Origin of the sequence: Pseudomonas sp. DCB_BI, assembly GCF_026240995.1 — a bacterium.
In the GTDB taxonomy this organism is placed as follows: domain Bacteria; phylum Pseudomonadota; class Gammaproteobacteria; order Pseudomonadales; family Pseudomonadaceae; genus Aquipseudomonas.
Genome location: NZ_JAPFCG010000001.1, coordinates 309,449 through 322,685, shown reverse-complemented (window position 1 = coordinate 322,685; position 13,237 = coordinate 309,449). Strand labels below are relative to the sequence as shown.

13 protein-coding genes and 1 pseudogene are annotated in these 13,237 nt (G+C 63.4%); 8 read left to right on the top strand and 6 right to left on the bottom strand.

Going from position 1 to position 13,237, the window contains the following annotated elements:
• Positions 1–18: 18 nt before the first annotated feature.
• Positions 19–321 carry a DUF3565 domain-containing protein gene (locus OO258_RS01415; protein ID WP_266028574.1) on the bottom strand — a complete coding sequence of 101 codons (303 nt, stop codon included), beginning with the start codon at positions 319–321 and terminating at the stop codon, positions 19–21.
• Here OO258_RS01415 and OO258_RS01410 point away from each other — a divergent pair.
• Positions 320–805, top strand: a complete 486-nt coding sequence (locus OO258_RS01410; RefSeq protein ID WP_003259610.1) for an FKBP-type peptidyl-prolyl cis-trans isomerase — start codon at positions 320–322, stop codon at positions 803–805. The two genes, OO258_RS01415 and OO258_RS01410, sit on opposite strands and share 2 nt — an antisense overlap.
• A 145-nt stretch (positions 806–950) precedes the next feature.
• The gene (locus tag OO258_RS01405) at positions 951–1,433 is read left to right on the top strand and encodes a glutathione peroxidase (RefSeq protein ID WP_110745520.1); all 483 of its coding nucleotides are present in this window, start codon (positions 951–953) and stop codon (positions 1,431–1,433) included.
• Between the two features lie 63 nt (positions 1,434–1,496).
• Here the strand turns inward: OO258_RS01405 and OO258_RS01400 are convergent, their stop codons facing one another.
• Complete coding sequence (locus OO258_RS01400; protein ID WP_266028573.1) at positions 1,497–2,687, bottom strand: glycosyltransferase family 4 protein; 1,191 nt, start codon at positions 2,685–2,687, stop codon at positions 1,497–1,499.
• A gap of 157 nt (positions 2,688–2,844) precedes the next feature.
• Between OO258_RS01400 and OO258_RS27530 the strand changes: the two are divergent.
• Positions 2,845–3,594, top strand: a pseudogene (locus OO258_RS27530) (PAS domain-containing protein); the annotation flags it as partial.
• A 156-nt stretch (positions 3,595–3,750) separates the two neighbouring features.
• Positions 3,751–4,182: a methyl-accepting chemotaxis protein gene (locus tag OO258_RS27525; RefSeq protein ID WP_416309178.1), complete on the top strand. Its 432-nt coding sequence runs from the start codon at positions 3,751–3,753 to the stop codon at positions 4,180–4,182.
• A 219-nt stretch (positions 4,183–4,401) separates the two neighbouring features.
• Here OO258_RS27525 and cysZ read toward each other — a convergent pair whose 3' ends face one another.
• A complete protein-coding gene (cysZ, locus tag OO258_RS01390) occupies positions 4,402–5,130 on the bottom strand; it encodes a sulfate transporter CysZ (protein ID WP_110745523.1) in 729 nt (242 codons plus the stop codon).
• Positions 5,131–5,451: 321 nt separating this feature from the next.
• Between cysZ and trxB the strand changes: the two genes are divergently transcribed.
• Positions 5,452–6,414, top strand: coding sequence for a thioredoxin-disulfide reductase (gene trxB, locus OO258_RS01385; protein WP_003247318.1), 963 nt, complete (start codon positions 5,452–5,454; stop codon positions 6,412–6,414).
• Positions 6,415–6,485: 71 nt separating this feature from the next.
• Here trxB and nadC read toward each other — a convergent pair whose 3' ends face one another.
• Positions 6,486–7,334, bottom strand: a complete 849-nt coding sequence (gene nadC, locus OO258_RS01380) for a carboxylating nicotinate-nucleotide diphosphorylase (RefSeq protein WP_110745524.1) — start codon at positions 7,332–7,334, stop codon at positions 6,486–6,488.
• A 242-nt stretch (positions 7,335–7,576) separates the two neighbouring features.
• Here nadC and OO258_RS01375 point away from each other — a divergent pair, with 242 nt between their 5' ends.
• From OO258_RS01375 to ampE, 3 genes are all read left to right on the top strand, one after another.
• The gene (locus OO258_RS01375) at positions 7,577–9,724 is read left to right on the top strand and encodes a DUF1631 domain-containing protein (protein WP_266028569.1); all 2,148 of its coding nucleotides are present in this window, start codon (positions 7,577–7,579) and stop codon (positions 9,722–9,724) included.
• Between the two features lie 191 nt (positions 9,725–9,915).
• Positions 9,916–10,488, top strand: coding sequence for a 1,6-anhydro-N-acetylmuramyl-L-alanine amidase AmpD (gene ampD, locus OO258_RS01370; protein WP_266028568.1), 573 nt, complete (start codon positions 9,916–9,918; stop codon positions 10,486–10,488).
• Positions 10,485–11,315 (top strand): regulatory signaling modulator protein AmpE, encoded by an 831-nt coding sequence (gene ampE / locus OO258_RS01365; protein ID WP_266028567.1) that lies wholly within the window; start codon positions 10,485–10,487, stop codon positions 11,313–11,315. The genes ampD and ampE overlap by 4 nt, the downstream gene beginning before the upstream one ends.
• 64 nt (positions 11,316–11,379) lie before the next feature.
• Here ampE and OO258_RS01360 read toward each other — a convergent pair whose 3' ends face one another.
• Together OO258_RS01360 and cra are read right to left on the bottom strand one after the other, a co-directional pair.
• Positions 11,380–12,156 (bottom strand): TatD family hydrolase, encoded by a 777-nt coding sequence (locus OO258_RS01360; RefSeq protein ID WP_266028566.1) that lies wholly within the window; start codon positions 12,154–12,156, stop codon positions 11,380–11,382.
• A 2-nt stretch (positions 12,157–12,158) separates the two neighbouring features.
• Positions 12,159–13,154 (bottom strand): catabolite repressor/activator, encoded by a 996-nt coding sequence (cra, locus tag OO258_RS01355; protein WP_266028564.1) that lies wholly within the window; start codon positions 13,152–13,154, stop codon positions 12,159–12,161.
• Positions 13,155–13,237: the final 83 nt, after the last annotated feature.

Sequence of the window (13,237 nt, the reverse complement as noted above, 5' to 3'; positions counted from 1 at the left end):
AATAAGCGGTGCAAGAAATTAACGGCCAAGGGTAGCGCTATCGGCCCCTTGTGCGCACCAGCCGCAAGCGAAAGGCTGGCCGATGTGCTGCGCGCGCTGGACCGGGTCGAGCACCCATGGGCGTGCCTGCCACGGCGGCTGGTGGCGCAGGTGCTGGGTATGGCCACAGGACAGTTCGGCCACCCAATGGCCTTCTTCGTCCTGATGAAAACCGGTGATCCGACTGATGGGCCGTTGCTCGTCCGCGGTGCGTTCGCAATCGGACGATGGCTTGGTTACACTTGTGCGCTCTACATTCTTTTGCAAAAGGTCTTGCCCCATGCTGATCGCCGCCAACAAGGCTGTCTCCATCGACTATACCCTGACCAACGACGCCGGGGAGACCATCGACAGCTCCGCCGGTGGTGCCCCGCTGGTTTACCTGCACGGTGCCGGCAACATCATCCCGGGCCTGGAAAAAGCCCTGGAAGGCAAGCAGGCCGGTGACGAGCTGAACGTTTCCATCGAGCCGGAAGACGCCTACGGCGAATACCTGGCCGAGCTGGTCAGCACCCTGAACCGCAGCCTGTTCGAAGGCGTTGACGAACTGGAAGTGGGCATGCAGTTCCACGCTTCGGCGCCGGACGGCCAGATGCAGATCGTCACCATCCGCGACATCGACGGCGACGACGTCACCGTTGATGGCAACCACCCGCTGGCCGGCCAGCGCCTGACCTTCCAGGTCAAGGTCGTGAACGTGCGTGACGCCAGCGACGAAGAAATCGCTCACCGTCACATCCACGGTGAAGGTGGCCATCACCACTGATTTTCTGCGCTAAGCTCAGAAAGTCGCCAGGCGCTCGGGCAAGCCGATTTGCCTTCCTACGGGAGGGGGACGGTTTGGACGAGCGCCTTTTTAGTGGGCGGAATTCGCCGACGCGGCAACCGGGAACCTGAGAGGGGATGTCATCATGAGTGCATTTCACGAGCTGAAGCTGGACGCGCTGAACGGCGGAGAGCTACCTCTGGCACCGTTCAAGGGCCAAGTGGTGCTGGTGGTCAACGTTGCCTCCAAGTGTGGTCTTACGCCGCAATACAAAGCCCTGGAACACCTCTACCAGGCGTACAAGGACAAGGGCTTCAATGTGCTTGGCTTGCCGTGCAACCAGTTTGCCGGGCAGGAGCCGGGTAGCGAGAAGGAAATCCAGGACTTCTGCAGCCTCAACTACGGGGTGAGCTTCCCGCTGGGGGGCAAGCTGGAGGTCAACGGGCCGCAGCGCCATTCGCTGTATCGCCTGTTGGCGGGTGAGGGGGCCGAGTTTCCGGGCGACATCACCTGGAACTTCGAGAAGTTTCTGGTTGGCAAGGACGGCCGGGTATTGGCGCGTTTCTCACCTCGCACCGCGCCGGATGACCCGGTGGTGGTGCAGGCAATCGAGAAAGCGCTAGCCTGAAGAACGCCTGTCGCGATGCTTTGGGCACCTGTGAGATCGAGCGCCGCCTGCGCGGCACCTATCTCACAGGCGCTGCAAAAATTGCCCAGAACGCCCAGCCGCAGCACCAGGTTGCCGGCAGGCGCCGTCCAGGTACCCCTCGAACTGCTCGACAATTGCCCCCCAGCCTTGACGGCTGGCATGCTGCCGCGCATTCAGGCGAACCCGGCGCAACGTTTCCTCATCTTCCAGCAGCCAGCAGGCCGCATCGATGAACGCTGCCTGGTCACCCGGCATCGCTAGTGCACCACTGTGCCCATGGCGAATATGCTGTGCGGCCGCGGCTTCGTCATAAGCGATTACTGCCAACCCGGAGGCCATGGCCTCGAGTACCACATTACCGAAGGTTTCGGTCAGGCTCGGAAACAGGAACAGGTCCCCGCTGGCATAGTGCTCAGCCAGGACCTCGCCGCGTTGGGCACCACAGAACACCGCGTCTGGCAGCTGTTGTTGAAGGGCGGCGCGCTGTGGGCCGTCACCGACCAGAATCAGGCGCAGGCGCTTCTGTGGATAAGTCTTCTGCAACGCCTCGAGGCAAGGGCGCAGCAAGCCAAGGTTCTTTTCCACCGCCAACCGCCCCACATGCAGCACGGCGATATCATCCGGCCTTAACCCCCAGCTTTCGCGCAACGCCTGGCTGCGCCGGGCGGGGTGGAACAGGCAGGCATCCACACCACGGGCAAGCAGTTCCAGGCGCTCGAAACCACGGCGTTCCAGTTCCAGGCGCTGGCTGGCGCTGGGCACCAGGGTGACCGCTGTTCGGCGATGGAACCAGCGTAGGTAGTGGGTGAGCAGGCGCGCCAGCAAACCCAGGCCGTACTGGCCGGAATACTGCGGAAAGTTGGTATGGAAGCCGCTGACGACCGGGATCCCAAGGCGCCTGGCCGCGCGCAGGGCGCTGAGCCCCAGCGGCCCCTCGGTGGCGATGTACAGTACATCTGGCCGTTGCCGCCGCCAGCGTCGCAGCAGCGTGTGCATCGACACCTCGCCCCATTGCAAGCCGGGGTATCCCGGCAGTGCCCAGCCACGGCAAAGCATGAGCTGGGGGTCATTGTGCACCGGCCTTTCGCCGGGTTGGCGCGGGCGCACCACTTCGATCTGGTGGCCGCGTTGACGCAGGCCTTCGCCGAGACGGCCAAGGGTGTTGGCCACGCCGTTGATTTCGGGTGGGAAGGTTTCGCTGACCAAGGTAATGCGCAGGGCGGGTGTATTCATGACAAAAAGTTTCCGCCTGCTCGGTTGCGTCACTGTGACGGGCCTGTGACGCGCAGATGACAGCTGACCGGCGTCGCTTGTGGAATTTGCGAATATTTATCGGCACGGCACTCAAGAAGGTGTCACCGGCAGCCGATGAAGATGCATTCGATTACCGATGCGCTCCAGGAGAGCGGTGATGTTCAACAACAAGCTCAAGCAAGAAATCCGGCAGCTGCGCGAAGACCTGATGTCCATCGAACAGGTCAAGAGCAGCCTCGACAGCGAGATGCTGGTTTTGCAACTCGACCCACAGGGACGGATCGAGATGGTCAACGGCAATTTCGAGAGCGAGATGCTCTACCGTGCCGAACAATTGCTTGGACGCAACATAGAGGACATCGTCCCGGGCCATGTCAAGTCGCTGGATTTCTACCAGCGCATGAAAACCGCGATCAGCCGCGGCGAGCACCTGAACGGCGCGTTCCGCCTGCTGCGTGGCAATGGCCAGGAAGCCTGGTTGCGCTCGATCCTTCAGCCGGTCAAGGACAGCGAGGGGCGCATCAAGTACTTCACCCTGCATTCCAGCGACCTCACCCGCACCATCGAGACCTCGCGCGAGCACGAAAGCCTGATCAAGGCGCTGATGCGTTCTACGGCGGTGATCGAGTTCGACCTCGACGGCACCATCCTCACCGCCAACGAGCGCTTCCTGAGCAGTGTCGGTTACCGCCTGGAGCAGATCCGCGGCAAGCACCACCGTATGTTCTGCGAGCCGGAAGAGTCCAACTCGGTTGGCTACCAGGCATTCTGGGACAAGCTGCGTCGAGGCGAGTACGTTGCCGACCGCTTCAAGCGCATTGATGCCCATGGCCGGGTAATCTGGCTGGAAGCTTCGTACAACCCGATCTTCGATGCCCACGACGTGCTCTACAAGGTGGTCAAGTTCGCGACCGTGATTACCGACCAGGTCAACCAGGAGCAGGCGGTAGCCGAGGCGGCAGATGTTGCCTACAACACCTCGCTGGGGACTGATGCCAGCGCACGCAAGGCTACCGATGTAGTGACCCAGAGCGTCAGCGTGATGCGTGGCCTGGAGGCCTCCATGCAAGAGGCGGCCGAAGGCATTCAGGCGCTGGATACCCAGTCGCGGGTGATCGGTTCGATCATCAAGACCATCAGTGATATTGCCGGGCAGACCAACCTGCTGGCCTTGAACGCCGCCATTGAAGCGGCCCGGGCGGGCGAACAGGGGCGCGGCTTTGCCGTGGTCGCCGACGAAGTGCGCCAGCTGGCCTCACGCACCAGCACCGCCACCGAGGAAATCGCCCGGGTGGTGCAGCAGAACTCGCAGCTGGCGCAGGCGGCGGTGGCGATCATCGACACCAGCAAGCGTCAGGCCGAACAGGGGCTGGCGCTGGCGGATGAGACGGGCAACGTGATTGTCGAGATCCAGGACGGGGCGAAGCGGGTGGTGGATGTGGTGGGGCAGTTTTCCAGCCGGTTGGGGCAATAGGGACCAAGCCAGGCAGGTTCCGCTTTTTTTTGCGGGAGCGGCCTTGTGTCTTGATGGGGATTTAGAGTCTGAACTGAGAGCGCTGAATGGCAAGCTGAATGCTTGTCCCGCGAAGCATCCAACACGGTGCATGGCACCGGCTCCGCCGGTGTTCGCGGCTAAAGCCGCTCCCATAGTGACCGGTCGTGGCAAGCGGGATGTGCAACGTGCCGCGAGAGATCAGTTACGTTCCCGCACCCAGAACAACGTAGCCCCGGCCACTGCCGCCGGCATCATCAGCACGTTCACCCCCGGGATAAGCAACGCCAGGTAGGTAATGCCGCCAAAGCCCAGCGATTGCCAGCGCTTCTGGCGCAGCCAGGCCAGCATGTCCTGCCAGCTCATCTTGTTGTTGTCCGCGGGGTAGTCGATGTACTGGATGGCCATCATCCACACGCCGAAGATCAGCCACAGCGGCGCTGCCACCACGTTGACCACCGGGATCAGCGACAGGATGAACAGGCCGATGGCGCGTGGCAGGAAGTAGCCCAGCTTGCGCATTTCGCGGCTGAAGGTACGCGGCACCATGGCCACAAGCTCGCCCCAGCTGAAGGCGGGGAAGTTGTCTTCGCCACGGACCACCACCTCCACCTTTTCCGCCAGGAACCCGTTGAACGGCGCGGCAATGATGTTGGCCACCAGGGTGAACGTAAAGAACACCATCAGCACCAGAAGGGCGACGAACAGTGGCCAGAGTATGTAGCTGAGGAAGCTCAACCAGTCTGGCAATGTTGGCATCAGGGCATCCAGCCACACGGCGAACTCGTGGCCGGCGAAGTAGACCAGGCCACCGAACAGCAACAGGTTCACCGCCAGCGGCAGCAGCACGAACAACCGCAGGTTGGGGCTCAGCACCAGTTTCAGGCCTTCGCGCAGGTATTGGGGGCCAGAGAGGACAGGGGCTTGCATCGAGACACTCCGCAGAGAAGGAAAACGCGCTGACCTTACCGAGTTTGCCGCGCCGACGAAAGGCGGGTAGCGGGTGGGAAACGGCCTGTAACAAAAGCGCCAGCGGCTTGGCTATCGATGAAATCGCAGCATAGACGATGCCTATGAGGTGGATTGTCTAAGGATATTTCCTTAATCTTTGCGACCTCGCTACAGTGCGCTCAACTTTCCGCTTTCCGGGCCTGCGCGTTGTAGCCTTCCCCAAGTGCTGCGTGGGTCCTTTTTAATTTTCCAGCTGGCGCCGCCGGTATCGGATACCGGCCCGCTCGACAGGAGTTCGACATGTCCGAAGTACGTCATTCGCGCGTCATCATTCTTGGTTCCGGCCCTGCCGGTTACAGCGCCGCGGTGTATGCCGCACGTGCCAACCTCAAGCCGCTGCTGATCACCGGCATGCAGGCCGGCGGCCAGCTGACCACCACTACCGAAGTCGACAACTGGCCGGGCGACCCCCACGGCCTGACCGGCCCGGCGCTGATGCAGCGCATGCAAGAGCATGCCGAGCGCTTTGAAACCGAAATCGTCTTCGACCACATCAATGCCGTCGACCTGGCCAACAAGCCGTTCACCCTGCAGGGTGACAGCGGCAAGTACACCTGCGACGCGCTTATCATCGCCACTGGCGCCAGCGCTCGCTACCTGGGCCTGCCGTCGGAAGAAACCTTCATGGGCAAGGGTGTTTCGGCCTGCGCCACCTGCGACGGTTTCTTCTACCGCAACAAGCCGGTCGCTGTGGTGGGTGGTGGCAACACTGCCGTAGAAGAAGCACTGTACCTGGCCAACATCGCCAGCAAGGTGACCCTGGTACACCGCCGCGAGACCTTCCGCGCCGAGAAGATCCTGGTCGACAAGCTGAACGCCCGTGTGGCCGAAGGCAAGATCGAGCTCAAGCTCAACGCCACCCTGGACGAAGTGCTGGGTGACAACATGGGCGTAACCGGTGCGCGCCTGAAGAACAACGACGGCAGCAGCGACGAAATCAAGGTCGACGGCGTGTTCATCGCCATTGGCCACACCCCGAACACTTCGCTGTTCGAAGGCCAGCTGACCTTGAAGGACGGTTACCTGGTGGTGAACGGTGGCCGCGAAGGCAATGCCACCGCCACCAACGTCGAGGGTGTTTTCGCTGCCGGCGACGTGGCCGACCACGTTTATCGCCAGGCCATTACCTCGGCCGGTGCCGGCTGCATGGCGGCACTGGACGTTGAGCGCTACCTGGACGGGCTGGCCAACGCCTCGTTCTGATCCAGCGGGGCGCAGAGCGCCCCCAACAAAAAACCGGCTCTGAAGCCGGTTTTTTGTTACCCGCAATCAGCTTACAGGCTCAAGCGCATCGACAAATCGACCGCCTTCACATCCTTGGTCATCGCCCCGATCGAGATGTAGTCCACACCTGTCTCGGCAATTACCCGCAAGGTGGTCTCGTTGACCCCGCCACTGGCCTCCAGCTTGGCCTTGCCGGCAGTGATGCGCACCGCTTCGCGCATTTCATCCAGGCTCAGCTCATCAAGCATGATGATGTCCGCGCCAGCGGCCAGTGCTTCGCGCAGCTCGTCCAGGCTCTCTACCTCGATTTCCACAGGCTTGCCCGGGGCGATCCGGTGCGCCGCGGCCACCGCCTCGGCCACTCCCCCGCTGGCTGCAATGTGGTTTTCCTTGATCAGGAAGGCGTCGTACAGGCCAATGCGGTGGTTGTCACAGCCGCCACAGGTGACCGCGTATTTTTGCGCCAGGCGCAGGCCTGGCAAGGTCTTGCGGGTGTCCAGCAAGCGTACCTGGGTGCCTTCCACAAGGTCGGCGAGGAAGCGTGCACGGGTGGCGACCCCCGACAGCATCTGCAGGAAGTTCAGCGCGCTGCGTTCACCACTGAGCAGCGAACGGGCCGGGCCTTCGAGGTGGAACAGCGGCTGATTGGCTGTGGCCCGTTCGCCGTCAGCCACTTGCCAGTGCACTGCCACCCGCGGATCGAGCTGGCGGAATACGGCATCCACCCATGCGGTGCCGGCGACTACGCAGTCTTCGCGGGTGATGATGGTCGCCTTGGCCAGGCGCTCGGCCGGGATCAACTGCGCGGTGATATCGCCACTGCCGATGTCTTCCAACAGCGCGCGGCGCACGTTGGCTTCAATTTCAGCGGTCAGGTCGGCAAGGCGTAGGTTCGGCATGGTCGGCTCCACAAGCTAGATGCCCGCGATTATAGGGCAGGGGGCTGGTGTGTACAGCCGCCTTGGCGATGACCTTTGGTCGGGCCCTGCGAGCAACCGGGGGAAATCACGGTCTTTAACCAGCCAGTGAAACGGCGCTGGCAGCTGTGCGATTTTTTCCCGATAATAGCGACCAGTATTTGGCGTCATAGCTTTGACGATCTTAAGCCCCTCCGGGCGAGACACCCTGCAAGGAGTCCAGGATGCATAAAGAAGGCAAGGTGGTGCCCTTGGTGGCGGCCATCGACCGAGGCGGGCGTGCGCCCCTGCCTTGCCTTCCGGTGTTGCTGCTGCAAGTGCGCGACAAGGCCGCCCTGCAGTTGCGCCAGGGTTTGCAGGACTTGTTCGATAACGCCGACGACACCCTCTTCGAAATGGCCGACAAGGCCTTCGACCGCGGTGACCAGAACTTGTACTTCGAAGCCATGCGCGACCTGCGCCTGAAGCGTAAAAGCATCGAGCGTGGCTTTCTGGATACCTTCTACGACACCTTTGCCCGCATCGGCCAGGCCGACCTGCTGGCGCCTCTGGTCGAGCCTGTGAGCTCGCGCAACAAGGGCCAGATAGAGCGGGCCGCCGCTGTCGAAGGCATGGTGGCGCGGGTGCTGTCACGCGATGGCATTGCCTTGCAGCAACTGGGTCTGCGCTTGCAGGTGTTGCTCGACCGCCCTGTGTTCGAGCAACACAACCCGCTGGGGCCTGCCGCGTTATGCGAGTACTTCCTCGACGCCGGGCGCAGCCTGGGGGTTGGCCTGCGGGTCAAGCTGGTGCTGCTGAAGCTGTTCGAGCGCTATGTGCTACGCGATGCCGATGTGATCTACGGCGAAGCCAACCAGTTGCTGGCTGCTGCCGGTGTTCTGCCAGAGCTGCAACCGGCACCGCGCAGGCGTGCCGAAGACCGGCGCATGCCTGCACGACGAGGGCCGGTGCAGCTTGGTCAGGAGGTGGACGCGGATGCGGCAGGGCAGGCGTTCTTTGCCTCGTTGCAAACCCTGCTCGCCCCGCTGCGCGGGCAGTTTGCCCCGCGCTTGCAGGCGGTGGCTGCGGCGCAGCCGATCAGTAGCGCAGACCTGCTCAGGCTGCTGTCGCATCTGCAGCGTTATGCGCCTGCCAGCCACGAAGCCGATGATTTCGACCTCGGCCAGCAGCTGGAGCAACTGCTGTTGCGGGTCAGCGTGCGCAGCGGTACACGCCGGCGCCTGTCCGTGGCCGACGAAGACATGATCAACCTGGTTGGCCTGCTGTTCGCCTTCATCCACAACGACGACAACCTGCCGGCCAGCCTGCGGGCGTTGATTGCGCATCTGCATATCCCGCTGCTCAAGGTGGCATTGCTGGACAAGGGGCTGTTCAGCCGGTCCAGCCACCCGGCGCGCCGTCTGCTCAACGAAATCGCCGGTGCGGCGATTGGCTGGGAATGCGGTGGCGAAGGCCTACGTGACAGCCTGCATTTGCGGGTACAGCGTATTGTTCAGCGCCTGCTCAATGATTTTGCCGAGGATGCCAGCCTGTTCACCGAGCTGCTGGAGGACTTCCTCGCCTTCAACCAGGACGAGCGGCGGCGCAACGAGTTGCTAGAGCAGCGCACTCGCGATGCTGAAGAAGGCCGTGCCCGGGCGTTGCAAGCCCGGCAGCAGGTTCAGCAAGTACTCAACCAGCGCCTGCGCGGCAGGGTGTTGCCGCAGGTGGTGGTGCAGATGCTGGTACAGGCCTGGAGCCAGGTGCTGCTGCTGGCATGGCTCAAGCAGGGCGAAGCCTCGCAAGCCTGGCAGGACGCTCTGCAGGCAATGGACACACTACTGGCCAGCATCACCCCAACCCATGAGCCGCAAGCCTTGTTGCAGCAGGTGCCCGGCTTGCTCAAGGCGTTGCGTGATGGCCTGGCCAGCGTGGCGCTGGACTCGCAAGCCACCCGGGAGTTTTTCCTGCAACTGGAGCAATTGCACCTGCGTGCCTGCGCGGGTGCCGCGCAGCAGCCGGGGGGCGAGAGCCAACCCTCGACCGACGTGCTGGTCGCCGAGGAAATCGTGCTGGCCATCGCCGAAGAACCTGCCTGCGCACCGCTGCGGATCGACGACGGCCAGGCTGGAGCGCTGCGCCAGGCCCAGCGCCTGCGTATCGGCACCTGGGTTGAGGTATTCGATGAAGACGAACCGTTGCGTTGCAAGTTGGTAGCGCGTATTGCCGCCAGCGACCGGCTGGTGTTCGCCAACCGCACCGGCATGAAGGTGCGCGAGTGGAGCAGTACCAGCCTGGCCAAAGCCCTGCAACGCAACGAAGTTCGCGTACTGGATGACGGGTTGCTGTTCGAGCGGGCGCTGGAAGCGGTGCTTGACGGCTTGCGCACCTAGCCGCGGTTGTATGGCGTAGGCCCGCGCAGGTGGCGATCCCGTGGCCGCAGCCGGGGCCGACGACCGCGAGGTCTGTTTCGCGGGCACACCGATCCCGCCATGGTTGCTCGTATTACAATCATTCACATGCACAGCGCCGTGGCCGCAGGGCATACTGTGGCTCTGTTCACGGCGCTTTCAGGATCTGCCCCATGCAATTGGACCGTGCCACTGGCTGGTTCCACGGAACTGGAATCACCCACTGCCCTTCGCCAAACTTCAATGCCCGCCCAGAAGGCGAATCGATTTCCCTGCTGGTGATCCACAACATCAGCCTGCCGCCGGCCTGCTTCGGTACCGGCAAGGTCCAGCAGTTCTTCCAGAACCGCCTGGACCCCGACGAACACCCGTACTTCGCCAGCATCAAGCACTTGACCGTGTCGGCGCACCTGTTTGTCGAGCGTGACGGCGCAGTGACCCAGTTCGTCTCGTTGCGCGACCGCGCCTGGCACGCGGGTGTGTCTTGCTTCGACGGGCGTGAAGGCTGCAACGACTTTTCCATCGGCATCGAACTGGAAGGCACCGACGACCAGCCCTATACCGATGCCCAGTACACCGTGCTGGAGCAACTCACCCGGCACATCCGCAGCGCCTGGCCGGCCATCGACCTGGGCCGCATCCAGGGCCATAGCGACATTGCCCCGCAGCGCAAGAGCGACCCCGGCCCGGCGTTCGACTGGCCGCGCTACCGCCAGGCGCTGCAGCACAACGAGGACAAGGCATGAGTTTTCTGGTGTTGTTGCTGGCGCTGTGGGTCGAGAAATTCTCGGCCTTGCGTCATCAGGTGCAGCGCGACGGGTTCTTCCTTGGCGAGCTGGTGCGCCTGGAGCGCAGCGGCAAGGTTCACCCCTGGTGGACGCTGGCCATCCTGGTGCTGGCCCCGGTAGCCCTGCTGGTGTTGCTGCTGCATGTACTGGAGCCTGTGGCCTACGGCTTGCTGGCCCTGCCGGTGCACCTGCTGGTGCTGGTCTACAGCCTCGGCCGTGGTGATGCCAAGGCCTCGTTGGGCCCGTTCCGTGATGCCTGGCGGCGCGGTGATGACCAGGCGGCGCTGCATGTGGCCGAGCGTGACTTGGGCCTGGCGGCCGATGAGCCGCAGAGCCTGCTGGTGCGGGTGCAGGGCAACTTGTTGTGGCAGGTGTACCAGGGCTTTTTTGCGGTGATCTTCTGGTATTTCGTGTTGGGCCCTGGGGCGGCACTGGCCTATCGGCTGCTGGCACTGTGCGGTGAACATAGCAAGCAGCCGGCGCTGAAGGCGCGGGCCGAGCAGCTGCGGCACGTCATGGACTGGCTCCCGGTGCGGGCACTGGCATTGAGCTTTGCCTTGGTCGGCAATTTCCTGGCAGTGACGCGGGTGATGCTGCACGAAGTGCTCAACTGGCATATCAGCGCTGCGCACCTGGTAGCCCGGGTCGGGCGCATTGCCGATGACATTCCCGAAGAAGAAGACAGCCAGCGCGGGTTGGGGCGTCTGGACAGCCTGTGGGAGCTGCTGCTGCGCTGTGCGGTGTTGTGGTATGCCGGGTTTGCGCTGTGGACGGTGTTGGTCTGAAGCAACTCATGGGCCGCTTTGCGGGTTGCCCGCGAAGAGGCCCATGAAGATGGAGCGCTTTCAGCTACCAGCCAAACAACTCGCAGGCGTTGCGACTGCTGGCATCTGCCAGCGCGCCAACCTCCACCCCCATCACTTGAGCCAGCGCTTCGGCAATCTCTGGCAGGTGCTCGGGGCTGTTCCTCACGCCCGGGTACATTACCGGCGCCATGTCGGGTGAATCTGTCTCCAGCACCACGCTGTCCAGCGGCAGCCGCGCCAGGGTTTTGCGCAGCCGCAGCGCTTGCGGCCAGGTCGCCGCACCGCCCAGGCCGAGCCGAAAACCCAGCTTGATGTATTCGCGGGCCTCCTCATAACTGCCGGCGAACGCATGGATCACGCCTGCCCGCACCGGCTTGTAGCGCTTCAGCGTGGCGATCACCTGGGCATGGCTGCGGCGCACATGCAGCAGCGCCGGCAGTTCGAAATCGCAGGCCATCTGCAGTTGTGCTTCGAACAGCGCCTGCTGGCGTGTTTTGTCCAGGCTATCGAGGTAGTAGTCCAGGCCAAACTCGCCCACGGCGCATAGCCGCGGGTCTGCGCGCAGGCGCTCCAACCACTCCCGCAGCTGCGTCAGGTGCTCGGGCCGATGCTGGTCGAGGTAGACCGGGTGCAGGCCCAGCGCAGCGAACAGGCACGGCTCGGTACAGGCCAGCTCCCACACCCGCTGGAAGTTCGTCTGGTACACCCCCAACACCACCATCCGCTCCACCCCGCGTGCCGCCGCGCTGGCCAGTAGGCGTGGGCGGTCGGCGTCGAAGTCGGGGAAGTCCAGGTGGGTGTGGGTGTCGATCAGGCGCATGTTCAGGCCGCTGGAAGGCGTTGCTTGAACGTTCGGCCAACGGCATGCACGCCTGGTTCGTAGCGTTTTTCCTCGATGGCGGCCAGCGCCAGCTCCAGTGCGATGGCGGCGATCTGGCCATGCTGCTGGGCCATGGCATTGACCGGCAGCGGCAGGAAATCGAGCAACTGGTTGTCGCCGAAGGTGCCCAATCGTAGCTGGCGGGAGTCGGCGGGGCGCGCCTGCAGGGTATCGAACACCCCCTGCAGCAGCACGTACGAGGTGGTCACCAGGGCATCCGGCAAGCCGCCCAGATCGTTGATAAGTTGCTGCATCAGGCGCTGGCCACATTCACGGCTGAACGCTTCGCCTTGGTAGCGGCGGACTTCGCCGGCATAGCCTTGCAGGGCTTCGTCGAAACCACCGGCACGCGCCTGGCTGACCGACAGCTCGGGACGGGCGCCGATCAGGGCGATGCTGCGTGGCGCGGCGCAGAGCAGGCTGGCGGCCAGTTGGCGGCTGGCGTCGCGGTCATCGCTGATCACCGAGCAGAAGTGTGCAGGGTCCAGGCGGCGGTCGATGGCGATCACCGGCAGGCCTTTGTCCTGCAGCTCGCGGTAGCTGTCATCCTCGGGTGGCAGGCAGCTGGCAACGAACAGTGCATCGCAGCGGCGTGCACGGAACAGTTGCTGCAACTGGCGTTCGCTGTCTGGCTGGTCGTCACTGCTGGCGATCAGCAGCTGGTAGCCACGGGCGCGGGCGCCTTGCTCCAGCTGCTTGGCAATGCGGGCGTAGCTGGGGTTCTCGAGATCCGGGAGAATGAAGCCCAGGGTGCGGGTATGCCGGCTGCGCAGGCCAGCAGCTTGCGGGTTGGGGGTGAAGCCATGGGCCTCGACCACCGCGCGTACCCGCTCGACGGTGCTGTTGCTGATGCGCTGCTGTTCAGCCTTGCCATTGATGACGTAGCTGGCAGTGGTCACGGACACACCGGCCAGACGGGCGATATCGCTGAGTTTCACCGAATTTTCCTTGTTATTACCGGGGCTGGCAGTAAAGCGGACCGGGTAGTTTGACCCGGATCAGCCATTACGCGCAGACGACC

Coding starts and splice junctions, on each gene's coding strand:
- OO258_RS01410 (WP_003259610.1), top strand. CDS start 320: ATGCTGATCGCCGCCAACAAGGCTGTCTCCATCGACTATACCCTGACC.
- OO258_RS01415 (WP_266028574.1), bottom strand. CDS start 321: ATGGGGCAAGACCTTTTGCAAAAGAATGTAGAGCGCACAAGTGTAACC.
- OO258_RS01405 (WP_110745520.1), top strand. CDS start 951: ATGAGTGCATTTCACGAGCTGAAGCTGGACGCGCTGAACGGCGGAGAG.
- OO258_RS01400 (WP_266028573.1), bottom strand. CDS start 2,687: ATGAATACACCCGCCCTGCGCATTACCTTGGTCAGCGAAACCTTCCCA.
- OO258_RS27525 (WP_416309178.1), top strand. CDS start 3,751: ATGCGTGGCCTGGAGGCCTCCATGCAAGAGGCGGCCGAAGGCATTCAG.
- cysZ (WP_110745523.1), bottom strand. CDS start 5,130: ATGCAAGCCCCTGTCCTCTCTGGCCCCCAATACCTGCGCGAAGGCCTG.
- trxB (WP_003247318.1), top strand. CDS start 5,452: ATGTCCGAAGTACGTCATTCGCGCGTCATCATTCTTGGTTCCGGCCCT.
- nadC (WP_110745524.1), bottom strand. CDS start 7,334: ATGCCGAACCTACGCCTTGCCGACCTGACCGCTGAAATTGAAGCCAAC.
- OO258_RS01375 (WP_266028569.1), top strand. CDS start 7,577: ATGCATAAAGAAGGCAAGGTGGTGCCCTTGGTGGCGGCCATCGACCGA.
- ampD (WP_266028568.1), top strand. CDS start 9,916: ATGCAATTGGACCGTGCCACTGGCTGGTTCCACGGAACTGGAATCACC.
- ampE (WP_266028567.1), top strand. CDS start 10,485: ATGAGTTTTCTGGTGTTGTTGCTGGCGCTGTGGGTCGAGAAATTCTCG.
- OO258_RS01360 (WP_266028566.1), bottom strand. CDS start 12,156: ATGCGCCTGATCGACACCCACACCCACCTGGACTTCCCCGACTTCGAC.